This is a genomic window from Roseovarius tolerans, assembly GCF_028885395.1.
GTDB lineage: Bacteria > Pseudomonadota > Alphaproteobacteria > Rhodobacterales > Rhodobacteraceae > Roseovarius > Roseovarius tolerans.
The window spans coordinates 1,819,333-1,840,342 of the sequence record NZ_CP118494.1 but is presented as its reverse complement, the minus strand read 5'-3'; the positions used below and the strand labels follow the sequence as shown (position 1 = coordinate 1,840,342).

Sequence of the window (21,010 nt, the reverse complement as noted above, 5' to 3'; positions counted from 1 at the left end):
CCTGCTCAGGTCCGGTTGGAGGTGTGGGTGACGCGCAGCCCGCCGATCAGGCGATCCAGTAGCGTGTTGAGGTAGAGGCCGTTGGCCAGATGCACGCGCCAGCCTGCGGTGGCCGGATGATGCGCCCAGAGCGGGAAAAGCGCCTGCGCCACCGCGACAAGGCCGAAGGACATCAGCGCCAGCACGATCAGCGCCCATTCCAGCGCACCGGGCACCGGCGGCGCGGGCAGGTTTGCGCCCCAGAGCGCGCCCGCGATGATCTGGAAGGTGAAATAGGCCAGCGTCGCGGCGACCGAGGCCCGCGCCGTGCGCTTGGTCAGTTCCGCAGGGGCGGCATCGGCCAGACCCTGCGCCACCAGATAGGCCACCCCGAAGATCAGGATCGTGCCAAGCGCCAGCGCCTGTGCTGATTTCGGGCCAATGAGCAAGGCAAAGCCCGCCGCCACCGCGCCGTAGAGCAAGAGCGCCAGGGCAAAGGCCCGCGCCACCGCCTTGAGGTCGGGCACCGCGACCGGGCCGGGCCGCCGGATCTCGGCCACCGCGCGCACCGCCCCGCCCGAGGCCAGAAAGCCATGCGCCTTGTAGAGCGAATGCGCCACGATATGCAGCAGCGCCAGCGGCCACAGACCGAGCCCGCATTGCAGCAGCAAAAAGCCCATCTGCGCCACCGTCGACCACGCCAGCGCGGTCTTGATCGCGCTCTGCGTCAGCATCACCACCGCGCCGAAGATCGCCGTCAGCCCGCCCAGCATCACCAGGGCCGCCATCGCGCCGGGGCTGGCCTGCACCGCCTCGGCCAGCCGGATCAGGATCAGCCCGCCGGAATTGACGATCCCGGCATGCAACAGCGCCGAAACCGGCGTCGGGGCTTCCATCACCTCGGTCAGCCAGCCGTGCAGCGGAAAGGCCGCGGTCTTGAGCGCCGCCGCGATGACCAGCAGCGCCACCGCCCCCTGCCCCGCCAGCGGCAGGCCGGATTGTGCCGCCGTACCGATGCCGCCCAGATCGAGCGTGCCGAAGGCCAGCCAAAAGAGCCCCGCGGCCCCGATCAGCGCCAGATCGCCCGCGCCCCAGACCAGTGTGAACTTTGCCGCCGCCCGCCGCGCCTCGGGCCGCTCAGGATAAAACAGCAGCAGGTGCCGCAGCCCCAGACCGACCGCGCCGAAGGCAAGGATCATCAAGGTCAGCCCGCCCGACAGTACCACCATCAGCACCGCCGCCAAGGTGGCCAGCATCAACGCGTGAAACAGCGCCTCGCGCGGCTCTCCGTCAAGATAGCTGCGCGCATAGCGCATCACGATCCAGCCGACGAAACTCACCAGCAGGCCCATCGTCACGCTGACCGCATCAAGCCGCAGCGACAGCCCCGCCGCCTCGGACCCAAGCGCCAGCGCGCCCGGCCCCGCCACCAGCAAATGCACCAGCACCACGCCCATCAGCACCAGCACCGCCAGCGCCGCCCCTTCCGGCAGGCGCGGGCGGCGCACGGGCCGCATCAGCGTATGGACGGCCACGCCCAGCAACAGGACGGGTGGCAGCAGCAGCAGCGAGAGCAGGGACATGGTGGTTCTCCTTCGAATCCGGTTTCGAGAGGAGATACCTTCGGCGTTCAGTTAAATAAATTACATATTATATCCATATTCATTCTATAAAATAGAACAATGGCATATCTGAACCTGCATCACCTCCGCCTCTTTCGCGCGGTCGCCCATGATGGCACGCTGACCGGCGCGGCCCGCGCGCTCAACCTGTCGCAATCGGCATTGTCCACGCAAATCAAGGCGTTGGAGTCCGCTCTTGCGCAGGACCTCTTTGAACGGCGTGGCCGCCGTCTGATCCTAACCGAGGCCGGGCGCATCGCGCTCGACCATGCCGAATCGATTTTCCGCACCGCCGAGGATCTCAGCGCCACCCTGCGCGAGCGCGGCGGCGGACGGCGGGCCTTGCGCGTCGGCGCGCTCGCCACGCTGTCGCGCAATTTCCAGATGCAGTTCCTGCGCCCGCTGATCGGGCGGCGCGATGTCGAGGTGGTGCTGCGCTCCGGCTCTCAGCCCGAATTGCTGCGTGGGCTGGAATCGATGGCGCTCGACGTGGTGCTGACCAATCTCGCCCCCGCCCGCGACGCCGCCAGCCGCTACCTGATCCAGCGGATCGACGAACAGCCGGTCAGCCTGATCGGCACGCCCGAACGCCTTGGCCCGACACCACGCCCCTTGCCCGCCCTGCTGTCAGAGATGCCGCTCATCCTGCCGACGCCGGAAACGGCGCTGCGCGCAGGCTTTGACGCGCTCATCGCGCGGCTCGGGATCAGCCCGCAGATCGCCGGCGAGGCCGACGACATGGCAATGCTGCGCCTGCTCGTGCGTGAGGATGCAGGGCTCGCCGTAATCCCGCCCATCGTCGTGCGCGACGAGTTGCAAACCGGACGGCTGACCGAGGCCGCGCGCCTCGACGGGATCACCGAGACATTTCTTGCGGTCACGCTGGAACGGCGCTTTCCCAATCCGTTGCTGGTCGACCTGCTCGCCTAGCAACGGCGGCATGCGGACAGTCTGGCCAGCCTGCCCGGCCCATCCTCACCCCATACGACTGCCGGAGTTACTTTCCCGCGCCAGCATGTGAAACGTGTTGAAAGCGGGATGCTTCGACGCGCGGTTCTTCTCACGCCATGTGCCAAAATTCTCCTGAAAATACCGCACCGCGTAGTAATCCGCCGAAAGCCGCCCAAAACCGTCACATTCTGATAGATTGAGAGACTCCGGAAACCGCCCAAGATCATGTCCGTCCACGAATATCGGGACAGATTTTTCCTCGCGGCTCCGTCCGCTCCAGCGAATCCTGGTTCCGTTCGACGCCATGTTCCCCGATAGCCAGATATCATCCACCGACCACAGAACGGCGGGAATGGAAAATACCATGTCGGTGAAGAATGACGGCCTCACCAACACCCCGCCAAAACCCTGCGCGATATCGGCGTCCTTCCACTTGTCGGTATGGTAGGGTCGGAACTTGCCGAGCGACAAAGCCTTCTTCATCTTGTAGCGCAGGTCTTTGCGGGGATAGTGATACCGATACAAGATCGAGTTGATCGACACGCATTCATCGCAAATCGCACGATCGGGGGTGCGACCCGATGCAGTTACGAGATTGTGGACCCAATTCTTGTCGTAGACCCTGTCATCGTCGCAATAGATGATCCGAGTATCACTGTCGGCATATCTCTTCAGCGTCGGCAGTACTTTCGTGGCAGGCCCGAAATCCTCGCACTCATATACATCGAAGTCACTGGGTATCTGTGACCTGTCGAGCGTAACCATGTTGATCGTGTCAGGCGCATCGGCGGTGAAGGCTCCGTCGCGGAAGATCACCATGTCATCGCCGGTTTCGGGGTCGATCACTGCCACGGTCTTGATCCGGTCCCCTGCGACAGCAACCTCCGGCATGTCCGTGGCCGGATCGACCACGTAATCGCCGGTCTCGTCGGTCACCAGTTCCTGCGCGCTGCCCGCTTCGTCAAAGGTGACGCGGAAGCAGCCGATCTGGAAGAAGCGGCCCGGCGTGTTGCCGGCCTCGGTGTCGGTATCGGCCACACCATGCTCGAGCAGCATGAGAAAGCCTTCCTTGCTGACCGAGGCGGTCACCAGACCGTTGTTGAACCGCAGCGAATTCTGCACGTCGAGTTGCGACAGGATACCGTCACCCTCATCGGTGCCCTCGTTGGTCGCCGAACCGATTTCGACGCGGATACCGCCACCGTTCTTGAACGACACCATTACCGCCGCGTCGGCACCGCGCGCGGCATCGAGATTGGCATCCGCCGTCAGGTTGCCAAGATTGCTTTCCTCGGTGCGCACGGTTTCGCGGCGCCCGTCAAGGAACACGTCGTGATTGCCAAAGGCGATAGCATCGGCGGCATCGACGATGGTTTGCACGGCACTGGTCAGATCTTCGACGATATCGGCCTTGAGCGAGCCGTTGATCGCCTCGTCCAGCGTGGCGGCACCGGTCACGTCGAGCACGCCCTGCTCATCGGTGGCGAAGGTGCCCGAGACGGTCTCGTCAATCGATTCGGCGATCAGGTTGCCATCTTCGTCAAACTCCACCACGAGGCGACCCAGATAGCTGTACTCTCCGTCGGTCGAGACGATGGCGACGTCATTGCCACCCGCATCCGTGGTCAGGAACGGATAGCCCTCGGCGGCCTCGTCACCATCGCGCAGGCGGTCCTGCGCGTCGGCCTGAAGCGTGTTCGAGCCACCGGCGATTATGATGTCCACCCCGTTCAGCAACCCGGCCAGTTCCTTTTCCAGGGCGATCTGCTGGAGATGCGAGGTCAGGATGATCTTGTTCGCCCCTGCCGCGACCATTGCGTCGATCTGCGGCTGGATCACGGCGGCAAGGGCCGCCATGTTGTTCGCCCCACCGGTGATCTCGTCGGTGCCGCCAGTGGAAGAAATCGTCTCGATGATCTGCGTGGTGGCCCCCACGATGCCGATCAGCTCGCCGTTTTCCTCGATGATGGTGGCCGGTGCAATCGAAGGTGTGTTCACCAGCGCCGCCAGATCGGCGAGGATGTCGCCGGTCGCACCCGCGGTGATCTCGTCGAGCCGCAGCAGGTCCGCGCTCGCCAGACCCGACAGGTTGCCGTCGCCGGAAAAGTCGATATTGCTTGTCAGATAGGGGAAGGTCGCGCCCAGCCACTCGATCAGCGCGCCATCCTCGGTCACCGAGATCTCGCGGCCTTCGACCGATGGCAGAAAAGCCGCGAGAGCGCGCTGCGCGACCACCTGCACGCCGCCGATCTCGGCGGCAGTTTCACCAGCGCCACAAAGGCCATTCGCCTGCTTCTGCAATCGGCGATGCTGGGCCTAGGCGCGCTGCTGGTGCTGCGCAACGAATTGACACCCGGCGCGATGATCGCAGGCTCGATCCTGCTGGGCCGCGCGCTCGCGCCGCTGGAACAGGTGATCGGCCAATGGGGCGCGGTGCAGCGCGCCAAGCGCGGCTGGGACAATATCGCCAGCCTGCTGGGCGAGGTTCCGCCAGAACAGCCGCGCACCGCCCTGCCCCGCCCCAAGGCGCGGCTTTCGGTCGAAAAGCTGGTCATTGTGCCGCCGGGCGACAGCCAGGCCGCGCTCAAGAATGTCAGTTTCACCATCACCCCCGGTCAGGCGCTTGGTGTGATCGGGCCCTCGGGGGCCGGGAAATCCACCCTCGCCCGCGCCCTCACCGGGGTCTGGCGTCCCGCGCAGGGCAAGGTGCGGCTCGACGGGGCCGCTCTCGACCAGTATGGCCCCGGTGTCCTGGGGCAATTGATCGGCTACCTGCCGCAAAAGGTGCAGCTCTTCGACGGCACCATCGCCGAGAACATCGCCCGGCTGGCGGCAAGCCCCGACGCCCGCGCGATTGTCGAGGCCGCCAAGCGTGCCGACGCGCATGAGATGATCCTCAAGCTGCCCGACGGCTACGAGACCCGCGTGACCGCCAGCGGCGGGCGCCTCTCGGGCGGGCAGATTCAGCGCATCGGGCTGGCGCGTGCTATGTATGGCGATCCCGTCGTGCTTATTCTGGACGAGCCCAATGCCAATCTCGACAACGCCGGCAGCGAGGCCGTCAATTCCGCGATCCGCCGTTTCAAATCCGAGGACAAGGCGGTCATCGTGATCGCGCATCGCCCCGCCGTGATCAAGGAATGCGACATGCTGCTGATGCTCGAACATGGAACCACGCGCGCCTTCGGTCCGCGCGACAAGGTGCTCCAGGATGTGGTGCAGAACCAACAGAAACTGGCCGAGGCCCAGACCGCCGGAGGCGTGCGATGAGCGACAAGACGACAAGCACGGTCTCGACGGTGCGGGGCCCGATGCTGGTCGGGATTCTGGGTCTTGTCCTGCTGCTGGGCGGCTTTGGCACCTGGGCGGCGACGACCACAATCTCGGGCGCGATCATCGCGCCGGGACGCATCGAAGTCGATCAGAACCGCCAGGTCGTGCAGCACCCCGATGGCGGCGTCGTCGCCCAGATCGACGTCAAGGAAGGCGACCGCGTGTCCGCCGGGGACGTGCTCTTGCGGCTCGACCCGACCGATTTGCAATCGCAACTCATGATCACCGAGAACCAGCTGGTCGAACTGATGGCCCGCCGCGCCCGGCTCGAGGCAGAGCGTGATCAGCGCAAGGAACTCGATTTCGACCCGCTTCTGGTGCAGATGGTCGCCGACATGTCCGATGCCGCGGCCCTCATGCAGGGTCAGACCACATTGCTGATGGCCCGCGCCGAAACCGCTGAACAGCGCATCGCCCAATTGCACAAGCGTCGCGATCAGACCCGCGACCAGATCAGCGGCATCGACGCGCAAAGCACGGCACTCGCACAGCAGCTAGACCTGATTGCGCAGGAACTCGAAAGCCAGCAATCGCTGCTCGACCGCGGCCTTGCCCAGGCAGCGCGCGTGCTCAGCCTGCAACGCGAAGAGGCCCGCCTCAGCGGTCGCATGGGCGAACTGGCGGCACAGCGCGCACAGGCCGAAGGCCGCATCACCGAGATCGAGATCGAGATCCTGCAACTGGGCACCGACCGCCGCGAAGAGGCGATCACCACCCTGCGCGACCTGCAATTCCGCGAGCTGGAACTGCGCGAACAGCGCCGTGCCCTCAAAGAGCGGATGTCTCGGCTGGAGATCACCGCGCCCCTGCCCGGCATCGTCTACGATCTTCAGGTGTTTGCCCTGCGCTCGGTCATCCGTCCCGCCGATCCGCTGCCCTTCCTGATCCCGCAGGATCGCCCTTTGGTGATCAATGCCCGGGTGGAGGCCATCCATGTCGACAAGCTGCATGTCGGTCAGCAGGTGACGCTGCGCTTTTCGGCCCTCGATCAGCGCACCACGCCGGAATTGCGTGGTCATGTCACCCAGGTCTCCGCCGACGCCTTCGAGGACGAGGCGACGCGCGCCAGCTATTACCGCGCCGAGGTGGTGCTCGAGCCGGGCGAGGCCGACCGCCTGCCAACGGACGTGACCCTGATCCCCGGCATGCCGGTCGAAACCTTCATCCGCACCGCCGACCGCACCCCGATCGCCTATCTGGTCAAACCCTTCACCGATTACCTGACCAAGGCCTTCCGCGAATAGCGCAGGCACTCGGTTGTCAGGGCTCTGGACCGAAACATTGCCCGAAACGGCCCGGCACGTGCGCGGTTCCTTCCGTGACCGCGATGGCCGAGACGACCCGGTTCACGATCCTCAAATCGCGCGCTCCCGATTCAGGCAGCCAATCAAGCGGCCCAAGCGCCGGCAAGATGCACGCAAGCACCGCAATTCGCGCTCGCCTCACTCCATTTGCGGAGGTCGCCATGAAATTGATGTGGCGGAGAGAGAGGGATTCGAACCCTCGAGACGGTTTCCCGCCTACACACTTTCCAGGCGTGCGCCTTCGACCACTCGGCCACCTCTCCGTTGCGCGGTTTCTAGACGCAGGACCGGGGGATTTGCAAGAGGCTGTCTTTCGCGATGCGGTGATGATTGTATCTTTCCCGCAATTTCCTGATACTCAGGCTGAATAATCCGTCCCGCACGCAAAAATGACAGCGACGAGCCCCAAGTGACAGCCCAAAGCCCGACACCGCGCACCGACCACCCGCCCGCCTCCGAATTGCAGCGCATTCGCACCGTGGCGCAGATCATCATCGCCTTCGCGGTGGTGCTGTTCCTGCTGGTGCAGGCGCGGTTCCTGCTGATCTCGCTGGCCACCGCGATCATCCTGTTCAGCCTGACCTCGGACGCGATCAATTCCATCGCGCGGATGCGGGTCGGGCCGGTGCGGGTGCCCAACTGGCTGGCGAGCATCGTGGCCCTGCTGATGATCTCGACTGCCCTGCTCAGCCTGACGGCGATCATATTGTCACAGGCCAACACCGTGCTCTCGACCACGCTGGCCTATACCGACCGCGCGCCGCAGGCGATTTCGGCGATGTTCAAATGGCTCGGGCCCGATGCCGAAGCGGCGGTATTCAACTCGGTGGCGACGCTCGACGTGGCGGGCTATCTGCGCACCATCGCCGGACAGGCGGGCGGCCTGATGCAGGGCACGGTGCTGGTCATTCTCTTCGTGGGCTTTCTCTTTGCCGAACGGGTCTGGTTCGGCACCAAGCTCCAAAGCCTGTTCGGCGATGCCGTGCAGGCCGAGAAAGTGAGCCGCATCATCGGCTCCATCATCCACCGTGTGAACTACTACCTGCTGGTCAAGACACTGGTGAGCGGCGTCACCGGGCTTCTGGTCTACGGCATCGCGCGGTTCTTCGAGCTCGATCTGGCTGCGGCCCTCGGGATTCTGACCTTTGTGCTGAATTACATCCCCTCGATCGGCTCCATCGTGGCGACGGTGCTGGTGGCGCTGGTGGCCTTCGTGCAGCTGGCGGATGGCACACTGACGCTGGCGATCTTCCTTTTGGTGGGGGCGATCCAGTTCTTCTTCGGCAATATCATCGACCCGATGCTGATGGGCCGCGCGCTGCGGGTGTCGTCCTTCGGGATCATCATCAGCCTTGCCTTCTGGGCGGCAGTCTGGGGAATACCGGGGATGTTTCTGGCGGTGCCGATCATGGTGGCCCTGATGATTGTATGCAGTCACGTGCCGGGCCTGCGCGCCGTGGCGGTGCTCTTGTCGCGCGAAGGCTTGCCGGAAACCGACTCCGATCTCGACATCGCGCTGCCCAAGGCCCAGCGGCGGCGGGCGGGTTGAGCGGGGCTGTCGTTGCAAAACGCTGGGATTGAGGGGCTTAAGCGGGCATTGCACTTTGCCAGAAGGTGCCGCGCGGGCAGGCTTCAAAGACGGCTCAACGCCATTCCTCACCCCTCCTAAAAGCGGCCGCACCGCGCCCCTACCCGTCCAGATGCAGATAGACACGGCGGTTCTGGCGACCCTTCTTCTCGATCTTCCCCAGGCGCAGCGCCCCGATCTCGCCGGTGCGCGCCACATGGGTGCCGCCGCAGGGTTGCAGATCGACCTCGCGCTCGCCCTGCCCGATCCGGATGAGCCGGACCCGGCCTGCCCCCTTGGGCGGGCGCACCGACATGGTCTTGACCAGCCCCGGATTGGCGTCGAGATCGGCATCGGTGATCCAGTCTTCGGTCACCGCCAGATCACGGTCCACCAGAAGATTGAGATACTCTTCCAGCGTGTCGCGGTCCTCGGGGGCCTCGGCCATGTCGAAATCCAGCCGCGACCGCGTCTCGCCGATCGCACCGCCGGTGACCGGCAGCGGAATGACCACCGACAGAAGATGCAGCGCGGTGTGCATCCGCATATGCCGATGACGCCGCTCCCAGTCGAGATGCTGGCGCAGGTCCGTCCCGACCGGCGGCAAGACCTGCGGCTCGGCGGGGACCAGCGCGATCTGCGCGCCCTCGCCCTTGACGCTGGTCGCCACGGTCAGACAGCCCTGCCCCCAATCGAGCCGTCCGCTATCGCCCGGCTGACCGCCCCCGTTAGGGTAAAAGAGCGTCCGGTCAAGCACGACGCCACCCTCGGGCGTGTGCGCCACGACACGCGCATCGGTCTCGGCCAGATAGGGATCATCAAGAAACAACCGATCCGTCATCGCCCGTCGCCCTCGCCGCCTGCCGCATCCGCGTCGAAATCGGCCTCGGTCTTCTGCACCGGGGCAGCGCTCGCAGGTGTCGCCCGCGCCGAAGGGGTGGCGGGCGCGCCCGTCTCTCCGGCCATGGCGGCGGGCATGGCATTGCGGAACCACACATCCTGTTGCGGAAAGGGAATCTCGATGCCCGCCTCGCCAAAGCGGCGGGCGATTTCGTGGTTCATGTCGGAATGCACCGTCATCACCCAGTTCACATCACGCAGGATCGCCCGGATCTCGAAATCGAGCGAACTGGCGCCAAAGCCGCGAAACACGATATTGGGCGGCGGGTTCATCAGAACCATCGGATGCTCCTCGGCCACCTCCTTGAGGATCTGCTCGACCTTGCGGGTGTCGGTGCCATAGGCCACGCCAACCGGCACGATCACCCGGCCGACCGTGTTGCCGCGCGTATAGTTGGTCACCGTGCCACTCACGAAATCGGCATTCGGCACGATCACGTCGGTGCGGTCGAAGGTCTCGATCCGGGTCGAGCGCACCGAGATCGACTTCACATAGCCGTGCTGGCCCCCCACCTCGATCCAATCACCCTCGGAAATCGGCCGCTCGATCAGCAAGATGATGCCCGCGACGAAATTCGACACGATGTTCTGCAGGCCGAAACCGATACCGACGGAAAGCGCACCGGCAACGATGGCGAGCGAACTGAGATCAATGCCCGCACTGGTAATCGCGATCAGCGCAGCGAGGAAAATCCCGACATAGCCAATGCCCGACACAATGGCGTTGCGCCCGCCGGTATCGAGCTTGGTCTTGGGCAGGATCGTGTTCCTGAGCGCACCCTGCAACAGCCGCGTTGCCAGATAGCCAAGTGTGAAGACCAGCGCAAAGGTCAGAAAGATCGCCGGAGAAATCTGTGTACCGCCGAGGGAAACACCCTCGGTGAAGCGTGTCCAGAACTCCAACAGCTGCGCCGGGCGCGCGCCCCAGATCAGCGCGAAAACCGGCAGCGACAGCAGCACAAGCACAAAGCCCGCGAGAACCGGAAGCAGAGATTCCCGCGCCTTCTCGCGATTGCCGGTGATCATCACGTAAAGCTCTGTCAGCAGGCGTTGCAGAACCAGAAGCGACGCCAGCAACATGAGCGACAGCGCGGCGGGCAGCATCATCGCCTGCGCGGCCTTCACATATCCGACGGCGGCCAGAACCGGCGCCAGCAGCGCCAGCGCGGTCAACACGCGTGACAGCAAACGCGCAATGCGGTCCCGAAATCCGGCTTCAGCGTCGGCAACGCTTTCGCTCGCGCGGCTGTGCAGGTTCAGCAGGCTGGCCAATCGCCACAGCAACAGCCCGGTCAGCGCCAGCACCGGGAACACCACGACATTGGTCGCCTCTTCGCTCCAGTTTGCGCCCTCGGCCACCGCTTGAATGAAATAGAAGGCCGCGACCACAAGCCCCATGAGCGCCCCGTAAAGGCGGCCCGAATAGCGGCAGCGGTCGTCGAGGTTGAGCACCGGACCACGCGGCTCATGCCTCGGGAAAACCCGCTGCGCCAGCCAGCGTGCCAGAAGAAAGATGAACGCGGCAGGCAACAGGTTGGACAACAGAAGATCGGCATGCGTCCCGGTCAGGCCCGTGGCCTGCACCGCGCGCACCAGCGCATAAATCCCGGCATAGGGCAGGAACCATTCACCAAGCGAAATCAAAAAGGTGCTGATCCAGCGACCGGCGCTCGGCTCTTCCTGGCTCAGTTGCCGCATCAGGCGGGTCGACCAATGCCGCCCCCGCGCCAGCAGGATCAGCCCCAGCAGCAGCCAGGCCAGGACCGCCGGAAGGCTGTCATTCAGCACCGAACGCCCGACCGGACTGTTCCATTCAAGCACGATCTCGGAGCGCACCGACTCGGCCAACCCATAAGTCGCGCGCAGCGCTTCCGGCCAATGCAGCGGATTGACCGGCATCGGCCCCAGCCGCAGCAACTCGGCCGTTTGCCGGTCACGGATCAGCTGGTCGATCCCCTGAATGAGGCCATCGGCCCGGCTGCGGGCAAGATCCGCCGTGCGCACCGGTGCCTCCAGCCGGGTCAGGCGGCGATTCAGCTCCTCGCGCTGCGCGGCCACCTCGTCTGCTTCATTGCCATCCTCGGGCACAGGCCCAAGTGCAGCAAGCTGGTCACGCACGGTCTTTATCGGGGTTGCGTTGACGCTTTGCGCGTCGATGAACTTCTGTCGGAAATCGACGAGCAGACTGCGCAAATCCTCAAGGATCTTGGTATCGACCCGACCGCTTTCCAACGCATTCTCGACCCGGTCGGCCAGCGCTTCCCAGGCCTCGTAATCAGGTCCGCCCAGCGATTGCTGCGCCTGAGCCATCGGCGCAAAGGACACCGCCCCGATGCCGCCACAGGCCAGGGCCAGAACCAGCGAGAGGAGGCGCAGAAACCGTATCACTCCGCAAACACTCCGGGAATAGAGCGCGGCGCCTGATCGAGCCAGGCAGGCGTCGGCAGCCCCTTTTCGCGCAGGAATTCCGGGTTGAACAGTTTCGACTGATAGCGCGTGCCATAGTCGCACAGGATGGTGACGATGGTATGTCCCGGCCCCATATCGCGCGCCATGCGCATCGCACCCGCCACGTTGACGCCGGTCGAGGCGCCCATGCACAGCCCCTCATGCTCCAGCAGATCAAAGACGATGGGCAGCGCCTCTTCGTCGGGGACCTGGCAGGCGAAATCGGGCGTGAACCCGTCGAGATTGGCGGTGATCCGCACCTGACCGATGCCTTCGGCGATGGACGAGCCTTCGCTCTCCAATTCGCCGCTGGTGTAATACGAATAGAGCTTGGCCCCCATCGGATCGGCAATGCCGACCTTCACACCCTTGGGCTGCAATGCCATGCCGACACCGGCCAGCGTGCCCCCCGAGCCCACGGCACAGACGAACCCGTCGACCTTGCCACCGGTCTGCTCCCAGATCTCGGGACCGGTGGTTTCGACATGCGCCTGACGGTTCGCCACATTGTCGAATTGATTGGCCCAGATCGCGCCATGCAGTTCGGTTTTGGCAAGTTCATTCGCCAATCTCTCCGAATAACGGACAAAATTGTTCGGATTTGAATAGGGCGCGGCGGGCACCTGCACCAGGTCCGCCCCCGCCAGACGCAGCATGTCCTTCTTTTCCTGGCTCTGCGTTTCGGGGATGACGATCACCGTCTTGAAGCCAAGCGAGGCCCCCACCAGCGCCAGCCCGATCCCGGTATTGCCCGCCGTGCCCTCGACAATGGTGCCACCCGGCTCCAACTCACCACGCGCAATGGCGTCGCGGATGATAAAGAGCGCGGCGCGATCCTTGACCGATTGGCCGGGGTTCAGAAACTCGCATTTCCCGAAGATCTCGCAGCCGGTTTCCTCACTCGCGCGGCGCAGCCGGAGTAGCGGGGTGTTCCCGACGGCGGCGGCCAGATCCTGTGCAATGCGCATTCCCGTTGCTCCTGTGCTCGGCATGTTCCCTCGGGTTTAGGCCCTCAGTTGACGGAACTCAAGCCGATGCGCGCAGCCGTGCGCGTTCCCGCTCCAGCCAGATCAGGCTCAGCACCAGCGGCCCGTTATTGGCCTCGCCACTGTGCAAGAGGGCCATCGCCCGATGGAAATCAATCACATGGCTGCGGATGTCTTCGTTCTCGGTCTCCAGACCGCCCTGCCCCTGCGCGACATCCGGCAGATCACACAGCCCCAGGAAGAGATGAAACACTTCCGTGGAATAACCCGGCGTGCAGTAATGCGTCGAAATCTTCTCCAGCCCGCGCAGGTCGAGCCGCGCCTCCTCGCGACATTCGCGCAGGGCGGTCTCTTCCGGCGTTTCGCCCGCGTCGATACGGCCCGCCACAGGCTCCAGCATCCATGGACGCGGATCGCCGCGCCCATAGGGACCCATCCTGAACTGCTCGATCAGCAACAGCCGGTCGCGCAGCGGATCATAGGGCAGAACAAGCGCCGCGTCGGTCGCCACGAACACCTCGCGATGCAGGACGGGGCTGGTCGTGCCGTCAAAACGCGGATGGCGCAGGTGATAGCCCCGCGTGCGAAAGAACCCGGCATGGGGCGTCTCGACTTGCAGTGCCTCGACGCTGTCCGCGCCGGTGGCGCTGCGCAACTCGGCAGGCACCGCGTCGCAGGCGGCGACCCGTGCGGCGGCGCGCGACAGGATCATCGCCCGCGTGGCCGCCAGATCGGCCGCCGGACGGTGCGCCATATCCTCCACGATCTCGCGGATCGCCTCGCACAGCGTCATCCGCGACGACCCCGACCAGGAATCAGCCTGCCAGGCCAGCGTGCCGGGCCGTCCGGCGAATGCGCGTGCAGGGATATCCTGCCCCTCGTAAGACAGCCGCACCTGCTGCACCGGGCCGAGTCCCAGCACCTCACCGATATACAGCAACCGCGCGACCGCCTCCGCATCGCTGACGATCCGCCCCCGGACGGCCCCGACCCCACCGCCGAGGCCCGGAAGGGGCAGCGATGCGGGCGCAGCGCTCAGGTCGTGATCGGGCAGCACCGCCTCCGGCGCAAGGCCGGGGCGGTCAGCCCCTAAAGCCGCCTCGAGAAAATCATGCTCAGCCATCGGCCCGTAAAGGAAAAGCGGGACGGTCATGGCCAGCGGCGCGCCACCCATTCCGAGATCACGCCGACCAGCACAGCGCCTGCCAGCAAGGCACCGATCAGCGTCCCGTCGAGCATGGTCAACGCGTATTCCGTCGCCAATTCAAACATCGAGGTGATGCCCTCGACCGCGCCGTCATAGCGATTGTCGAGCGCCCGCTTGAGCATTTCGTTCAGGCTCTGCAAGAAGATCGCCCAGAACACCAGCGCGCCCAATCCGGTCAGCCCCGCGCTGAAGCCTTCGGCATAGCCGCGCCCCAACCGCGTTCCGGTGACCCGCCAGCCGCAGACCACCCCAAGAACCACATTGACGTAATTGAACCAGCCGAAATTCGTGTCCTCGGGCATCAGAGGGCGAAACAATTCGGACCCGACCCAGCCCACGATGCCGAGCCCGATCGCGGCAGCCAGCTTGCCCATGGTGGGCATACGGTCGGTTACGGGCATCTATCCGGGCCTTGCGATGGTGATCTGTGTCACATCGCAACTACCCCCTTTGAAGGCTCCCGCGCAAGAGGTGAGATAGAAATTCCACATCCGGCGGAACCGCTCGTCAAAGCCCATATCGGCGATCTCGCCCCATTTCTCGTTGAAGCTCTGGTGCCAGCGGCGCAACGTCTGGCTATAGCTTTCCCCGAATTCGATAGAGCCTGCGACGGTCAGCCCGGCGCGCTCGATCTGCTGGCGCAGAACCGCCGGGCTGGGCAGCATGCCCCCCGGAAAGATGTATTTCTGAATGAAATCAACATCGTTTCGGTAGCTGTCCCACCGGCTGTCCTCAACCGTGATGATCTGCAAGGTCGCCTGCGCCCCGGGGCTGAGCCGGTCGCGCAGGCTCTCGAAAAACACCGGCCAGTAGCGCTCGCCCACGGCCTCGAACATCTCGATACTGGCAATGCCGTCATAGGTGCCGCGCTCGTCGCGGTAATCCTGCAATTTCAGCGTCACCCTGTCCGACAGCCCGGCCCGGGCGATGCGTTCGCGGGCATATTTCAGTTGTTCCTCGCTGATCGTGAGGCCGGTCACGCGCAGCCCGCGCTCTCCCGCCGCATATTCCGCAAAGCCGCCCCAGCCACAGCCGATCTCCAGCACATGATCGCCGGGCTTCACCGCCATCTGATCGACCATGCTGGCATATTTCGCGATCTGCGCCTGCTCCAGACTGTTGCGGCCCTCGTCAAAAATGGCGCTGGAATAGGTCATCGTGTCATCCAGCCACAGCCGGTAGAAATCATTGCCCAGATCGTAGTGATAGCTGATGTTGCGCCGCGCCTGTGCCTTGGAGTTGCGCTTGAACCAAAAGCGGATGCGCTCATAAAGCTGCGCGATCTTCTGGCCGGGATAGCCGTTGTAGATCCCGTCATCATCATTCAGCAGGTCCATGAAGGATTGCAGGTCCGGCGTGGACCAGTCACCGTCGAGATAGGCCTCGCAAAATCCCAGATAGCCCTCGCGCACCAGCCGCGCAAACACCTCCGGGTCGTGGATCTCCAGCACCGCCACCGGGCCAGGGCGCGGCCCTTCGGCGCGAAAGGTGCGGCCATCGGGCAGCACGATATCAAGCCGCCCGGCGCTGATCTGGCGGGCCACGGCGAAAGAGCGGGCGAAATAGCGTGGCAGGTCGGTCTGGCCGGTGGTGTCGGTCAGGATCATGCGGTCGGTTCCTCGTGTGTCATCGTCAAGGCTAGGGGTTTCAGCCCCGGTGGAGCAAGATTTTTCAACTGTGGCGATGCCCATTCAAAACCCCCGTGCTTGATAGGCGGCCAGCGCACGTTCGCGCCCCTCTTTCAGACCCACCACAGGCGCCGGGTAACGATCCTGCGGCGAGAGGCCCCAGGCGCGCGGGATGGCGTCGAAATAGGATAGCGCCGTCTCGCTCGGGCTGCGCGTGCCTTCCGCGATCCAGCGGCGGATATAGACGCCTTCGGGGTCAAACTTATGCAGCTGCGTTTCGGGGTTGAAGACCCTGAAATAGGGGGCCGCATCCGGCCCGCAGCCCGCCGCCCATTGCCACCCCATGGCGTTCGAGGCCGGGTCCCAATCGGTCAGGCAATCCGCGAACCACTCAAGGCCGATCTTCCAATGTGTCATCAGATGCTTGGTCAGGTACGACGCCACGATCATCCGGGCGCGGTTATGCATGGTGCCGGTCACATACATCTCGCGCATCGCGGCATCGACAAAGGGCACGCCGGTGCGCCCCTGTTTCCAGGCGATCACCTCGGGGCGCGCCGCATCCTCGTTCCACGGAAACGCATCCCATTCCTCGCGCCAGTTGCCAGACGCGATGCGGGGCGTGTGATAGATCAGGTGATAGGCAAACTCGCGCCACACGAACTCCTTCAGCCATGTCTCAGCCCCGCCCCTGCCCTCATGCAGCGCGTGCAGCCCGGCATGCCAGCACTGGCGCGCCGATATCTCGCCATAGGTCAGGTTCTCGGACAGGCCCGAGGTGCCGGGCTTGGCAGGCAGATCGCGGGCCGTGGCATAATCGGCAATCGTTCCGCCAACAAAGGCCCCAAGCCGCCCCTGCGCTGCCGCCTCGCCCACGCATTGATGCGGCAGGCAAACCTCGGCCCCGCGCTGCATGGCGGCCCCAAGCCTCCAATCCTCCAGACGCTCACTTTCAGGCCATGCCTCGGGTGCGGGAATGCGCTGTGGCGTGCTCTCGGGCGCGGGCACATCGCGATCCTTCACCGCGCGCCACATCGGGGTATAGACCTTGTAGAACCCACCCTGCTGCGTCTCGACCGTCCAGGGCTCGAACAGCAGATGCGCGTTGTGGCTCTCGACCTCGACACCACGCTCTTTCAGCGCGGATTTAATCGCACTGTCACGGGCAATCGCTTCCGGGTCGTATAGCCGGGACCAATGCACCGCCTCCGCGCCGGTCTCCTCGATCAGGTCGAGCAACACATCGCACGCGTCGCCGCTGCGCAGGATCAAACGGCTGCCTTTCGCCGTCAGCGAGTCCGCGAGGTCACCAAGGGAAAGCCCAAGCCGCCATTTCGGCGCGGCACCAAGCTGCGCGACGCTGTCATCATGAATGAAAACGACAATGACCAGCCCGCCCCGCGCGCAGGCCGCCGTCAAGGCAGGGTTGTCGCTCAGCCGCAAATCACGGCGGAGCCATACGATACTCGGTGTTATGTCGGTCATCCCCTGCCCCGGTGTTTCAGTGTCTTACGCAAGGCCGCCGGGGCCGGATCAAAGAATATCGTCGAGCGCGGTCAGAAGCTTATCCACCTCCGCGCGCGACGTGTAATGCACGAAGCTGAGCCGCAGCACGCCCTTCTCGGTATCCACGCCCATGGACTGCAGCGGCCGCACCGCGTAGAAATCGCCACCCCCCGCCATGATGCCACGCGCGGCCAGATCCGCCGCCGCCTCGGCCCCCGGCCGATTGAGGGCAACGGCCACGGTCGGGGCCTTGGCCACCGCATCGGTCGGCCCGATCAGGCGCACGGAATTGCGGTCCTTCAGATAATCGAGCAGCGGCTGCAACAGCGCCGTTTCATGCGCGCGCATCAGGTCATGCACCCCCGCATTACGCGCATCCGCCTCGCCCTCGATCCCATGATGCGCCGCAAGCGCGTCGATGTAATCGGCCATACCGGCACTTGCCGCGATCTGCGCGTGATCGGGGCCTGCCGGGGTGAACCGCTTGTAGAGCGCATCGGCGTTGAAATAATGCGCCTGATTGGGCAGCAGGTTGCCCAACTCGCGGCGCATCACCATGATCCCCTGATGCGGCCCGTAGGTCTTGTAGGCCGAAAAGAGATAGATATCAGGGCCCATGCCGCCCACATCGGGCAGACCGTGCGGCGCATAACTCACCCCATCGACGCAGACAAACGCCCCCGCCGCATGCGCGAGCGCGGTGATTTCCACCACCGGGTTGATCGCACCCACCACGTTGGAGCAATGCGGAAAACACACCAGCCGCACACGCTCATCCAGCAGGCTTTCCAGATCGGCGGGATCGAGCAATCCGCTATCCGGGTCGATCCGCCACTCGCGCAGCTCGAACCCCTCATCGGCCAGCCGCCGCCACGGCCCGGAATTGGCCTCGTGATCCTGATTGGTCACGATGATCGCATCGCCCGGTTCCATCCATTGCCGGAACGCCTGCGCCAGAACATAGGTGTTCTGCGTGGTCGAGGGGCCAAAGCTGACCTCGTCGGTGGCCACCCCCATCATCGCCGCAAGCCGTTGCCGCGCCTCGTCCATCTCTTCACCGGCCAGACGGCTGGCCTCGTATGGGCCATAGGGCTGCACTTTGCGCTGCCGGTAATACCGCTCCAGCCTGGCAATCACCGGCGCACAGGTATAAGACCCGCCCGCATTCTCGAAAAACGCCTGGCCCGTCAGCGACGGCTCCGAAAATGCCGGAAACTGCGCGCGCACGAATTCATTGTCCAGTATCACGACCCCAAGTCCCCCCATCATGATGTCGGCATAGCAAATAGCAAAGCCCCCCGGGGTGCAACACCTGGGGGGCCTCTCATTGGGTTAGGTCAGGCTTGGGTCAGCGCTTCTCGGACGCCAGCCCCTTCCAGATCGCGTAGCACATCACCAGAAGCACCAGCGTGAACGGCAGACCCGTCGAGATCACCGCCGATTGCAGCGCCGCAAGGCCACCGCCGATCAGCAGCACAACCGCGACCGCGCCCTCGAAGATGCACCAGAACACACGCTGAGCGACCGGTGCGTCGACCTTGCCGCCCGCCGTGATCGTGTCGATCACGAGCGACCCAGAGTCCGACGAGGTGACGAAGAACACGATCACCAGGATGATCCCGATCACCGAGGTGATCGTCGCCAGAGGCAATTCCGCAAGCATCTTGAACAGCTTGAGTTCAAGCGCCGCATCCTGCGCCCCGGTATAGCCATCGGCCACCACCTGATTGAGCGCGGTGCCCCCAAAGACCGTCATCCAAAGGATGCAGACCGTCGTCGGGATGATCAGCACGCAGATGATGAACTCGCGCACGGTGCGACCGCGGCTGACGCGCGCGATGAACATGCCCACGAAGGGCGACCAGGAGATCCACCAAGCCCAGTAGAACGACGTCCAGCCCTGCATGAAGTTGGTATCTTCGCGCCCGAACGGGTTGCTCAGCGCAACGACATTCTGGAGATAGGCCCAGATGCTGTCGAAGAACAGCGTCAGCAGGAAGATCGGACCGCCGACGAAGAACACGAACAAGAGCAGGATCGCGGCCAGCCCCATGTTGATCTCCGAGAGCACCTTGACGCCACCGTCAAGGCCACGCACGACCGAAACCAGCGCGACAGCCGTGATCGCCGAAATCAGGATCACCAACAGAAGCGGGTTGTTGGCCACGCCCGACTCGTCGCTGTTGCCATAGGTGATGCCCATGAAGGACCGTGTGCCCTCTGCCGCGTCACCCGACCCGAAGAGGAAGGTCAGACCCGAGGCCGTCTGTTCCGCACCAAAGCCGAGCGAGGTCGCCAGACCGAAGAGCGTGGCAAACACCGCCAGCGTGTCGATGATGTGGCCCGACCAGCCCCAGACACGCTCGCCCAGAAGCGGGTAGAACGCCGAGCGCAGCGTCAGCGGCAGGCCTTTATTGTAGGAGAACAGCGCAAGTGCGAGGGCCACGACTGCATAGATCGCCCAAGGGTGCAGACCCCAGTGAAAGATCGTCGCCGCCATGCCAAGCCGCTGTGCCGCCGCCTCATCACCGCCTGCCGCACCCAGAGGTGCCCAGTCGGTGCGCGCGCCGTCTTCCATCGCGGTTCCGCCGAGAGACGACGAGAAGTGGCTCATCGGCTCCGAGACACCGAAGAACAACAGGCCGATGCCCATGCCCGCCGCAAACAGCATCGCGAACCAGCCGACATAGCTATAGTCAGGCGTGGCCTCCGTACCGCCCAGCCGGATCGAGCCATAGGGCGTCACGATCAGCAGCAGGCAGAAGATCACGAAGATATTCGCGGCCCCGAGAAAGAACCAGTCAAAGCCCTTGGTCACCGCCGAAAAGAGCCAGCTGAACACGCTCGACGCCTGCTCCGGCAAGGCCAGCGTGTAGAACACGAAGGCCACGACCGCGAGGCCCGAGATCATGAAGACGGGGTTGTGAATGTCGAGGCCGAACGGCCCGATCCTGGTCGTGATGTTGTCCTGACCGATTTCGTAATCGGTCTCGATGATATCCGAGTGGCCTTCCGGCTCCGGGATACCCTGGTTGGTTGTTTCGTCGGCCATTGAGACCCTCCCTTGTCCCCTTGCCATGTCGCGTAACACACCCCGAACACCCCTTTCACAGGCGGGCGCGGGCGCACGCGGCGCGCTGGCATTTTCAGCATTCAGAACCGGAAGGCACTCTTACCCGGGACGTCTTCAGGTGAAGGCCCCCGATCCCATTCGCCTGTTGAGGGTAACAAGCCCGGTTGCGTAAACGCAACCAATCAGCGGAGGATTGGGTGTGAAAAGCGACACTTTGAGAGGTGTCGATTACTAAGATCGACCCGGATTCTTTCGCTCAGGGCGAGTTTCAACCGGTATTTTTCGCGCGATAGTGGCGCAGGACATGCACCCGGATCGCCGAGGCAAGCCCCGCCTCGATGCCGCGCTCCGCGTCGATCCGCGCGGCCAGAGCGTTCAACGCGATGCCCTCCTCGGCCGCGATCTCGCGAAATGCGCGCCAGAACTCCTCCTCCAGCGAGACGCTGGTGCGATGGCCGCGCAGGGTCAGCGAATGCTTGACCGGGCGGGCGCTCATGGCTGGCCAT

Annotated in this window: 15 protein-coding genes, 1 tRNA gene and 1 pseudogene; 4 read left to right on the top strand and 13 right to left on the bottom strand. The window is 64.4% G+C overall.

The features are described from left to right. Nucleotides 1–5: 5 nt before the first annotated feature. Nucleotides 6–1,562 carry a proton-conducting transporter transmembrane domain-containing protein gene (locus PVU19_RS09090; RefSeq protein WP_050663291.1) on the bottom strand — a complete coding sequence of 519 codons (1,557 nt, stop codon included), beginning with the start codon at nt 1,560–1,562 and terminating at the stop codon, nt 6–8. 99 nt (nt 1,563–1,661) lie between these two features. Here PVU19_RS09090 and PVU19_RS09085 point away from each other — a divergent pair, with 99 nt between their 5' ends. Beyond that, nucleotides 1,662–2,531, top strand: a complete 870-nt coding sequence (locus PVU19_RS09085; RefSeq protein ID WP_050663292.1) for a LysR family transcriptional regulator — start codon at nt 1,662–1,664, stop codon at nt 2,529–2,531. A 45-nt stretch (nt 2,532–2,576) separates the two neighbouring features. On the opposite strand, the gene PVU19_RS09080 is transcribed toward PVU19_RS09085, so the two are convergent. Beyond that, a complete protein-coding gene (locus PVU19_RS09080) occupies nt 2,577–4,367 on the bottom strand; it encodes a 5'-nucleotidase C-terminal domain-containing protein (RefSeq protein WP_235575855.1) in 1,791 nt (596 codons plus the stop codon). A gap of 351 nt (nt 4,368–4,718) precedes the next feature. Between PVU19_RS09080 and PVU19_RS09075 the strand changes: the two are divergent. Together PVU19_RS09075 and PVU19_RS09070 are read left to right on the top strand one after the other, a co-directional pair. Further along, nucleotides 4,719–5,822: pseudogene (locus PVU19_RS09075) on the top strand (type I secretion system permease/ATPase); the annotation flags it as partial. Continuing rightward, nucleotides 5,819–7,129, top strand: a complete 1,311-nt coding sequence (locus PVU19_RS09070; RefSeq protein WP_050663293.1) for an HlyD family type I secretion periplasmic adaptor subunit — start codon at nt 5,819–5,821, stop codon at nt 7,127–7,129. The pseudogene PVU19_RS09075 and the gene PVU19_RS09070, both read left to right, overlap by 4 nt. Nucleotides 7,130–7,362: 233 nt before the next feature. Here the strand turns inward: PVU19_RS09070 and PVU19_RS09065 are convergent. Next, nucleotides 7,363–7,452, bottom strand: a tRNA-Ser gene (locus tag PVU19_RS09065). A 215-nt stretch (nt 7,453–7,667) separates the two neighbouring features. Between PVU19_RS09065 and PVU19_RS09060 the strand changes: the two genes are divergently transcribed. Beyond that, nucleotides 7,668–8,738: an AI-2E family transporter gene (locus tag PVU19_RS09060; RefSeq protein ID WP_050663300.1), complete on the top strand. Its 1,071-nt coding sequence runs from the start codon at nt 7,668–7,670 to the stop codon at nt 8,736–8,738. Nucleotides 8,739–8,877: 139 nt separating this feature from the next. On the opposite strand, the gene PVU19_RS09055 is transcribed toward PVU19_RS09060, so the two are convergent. The 10 genes from PVU19_RS09055 to PVU19_RS09010 all read right to left on the bottom strand — a co-directional run bounded on the left by PVU19_RS09055 (nt 8,878) and on the right by PVU19_RS09010 (nt 21,000). Beyond that, complete coding sequence (locus PVU19_RS09055; RefSeq protein ID WP_050663294.1) at nt 8,878–9,597, bottom strand: alanyl-tRNA editing protein; 720 nt, start codon at nt 9,595–9,597, stop codon at nt 8,878–8,880. Next, nucleotides 9,594–12,044: a DUF3772 domain-containing protein gene (locus PVU19_RS09050; RefSeq protein ID WP_050663295.1), complete on the bottom strand. Its 2,451-nt coding sequence runs from the start codon at nt 12,042–12,044 to the stop codon at nt 9,594–9,596. The genes PVU19_RS09055 and PVU19_RS09050 overlap by 4 nt, the downstream gene beginning before the upstream one ends. Continuing rightward, a complete protein-coding gene (locus PVU19_RS09045; RefSeq protein WP_050663296.1) occupies nt 12,041–13,072 on the bottom strand; it encodes a cysteine synthase A in 1,032 nt (343 codons plus the stop codon). Before PVU19_RS09045 ends, PVU19_RS09050 begins: the two co-directional genes overlap by 4 nt. A 58-nt stretch (nt 13,073–13,130) precedes the next feature. After that, nucleotides 13,131–14,213 (bottom strand): NUDIX domain-containing protein, encoded by a 1,083-nt coding sequence (locus PVU19_RS09040; RefSeq protein WP_274789916.1) that lies wholly within the window; start codon nt 14,211–14,213, stop codon nt 13,131–13,133. 26 nt (nt 14,214–14,239) lie between these two features. Beyond that, nucleotides 14,240–14,698 (bottom strand): TrgA family protein, encoded by a 459-nt coding sequence (locus tag PVU19_RS09035; protein WP_050662396.1) that lies wholly within the window; start codon nt 14,696–14,698, stop codon nt 14,240–14,242. After that, the gene (locus tag PVU19_RS09030) at nt 14,699–15,904 is read right to left on the bottom strand and encodes an SAM-dependent methyltransferase (RefSeq protein ID WP_050662397.1); all 1,206 of its coding nucleotides are present in this window, start codon (nt 15,902–15,904) and stop codon (nt 14,699–14,701) included. It abuts the gene before it with no gap. A gap of 84 nt (nt 15,905–15,988) precedes the next feature. Then, entirely contained in the window at nt 15,989–17,410 is a 1,422-nt protein-coding gene (locus tag PVU19_RS09025; protein ID WP_050662398.1) for a cryptochrome/photolyase family protein, read from the bottom strand. A 48-nt stretch (nt 17,411–17,458) separates the two neighbouring features. Beyond that, nucleotides 17,459–18,679: an aminotransferase class V-fold PLP-dependent enzyme gene (locus PVU19_RS09020; protein ID WP_050662451.1), complete on the bottom strand. Its 1,221-nt coding sequence runs from the start codon at nt 18,677–18,679 to the stop codon at nt 17,459–17,461. Between the two features lie 100 nt (nt 18,680–18,779). Further along, nucleotides 18,780–20,483 carry a BCCT family transporter gene (locus PVU19_RS09015; RefSeq protein WP_050662399.1) on the bottom strand — a complete coding sequence of 568 codons (1,704 nt, stop codon included), beginning with the start codon at nt 20,481–20,483 and terminating at the stop codon, nt 18,780–18,782. A gap of 289 nt (nt 20,484–20,772) precedes the next feature. After that, complete coding sequence (locus PVU19_RS09010; protein ID WP_050662400.1) at nt 20,773–21,000, bottom strand: ribbon-helix-helix domain-containing protein; 228 nt, start codon at nt 20,998–21,000, stop codon at nt 20,773–20,775. Nucleotides 21,001–21,010 lie beyond the last annotated feature (10 nt).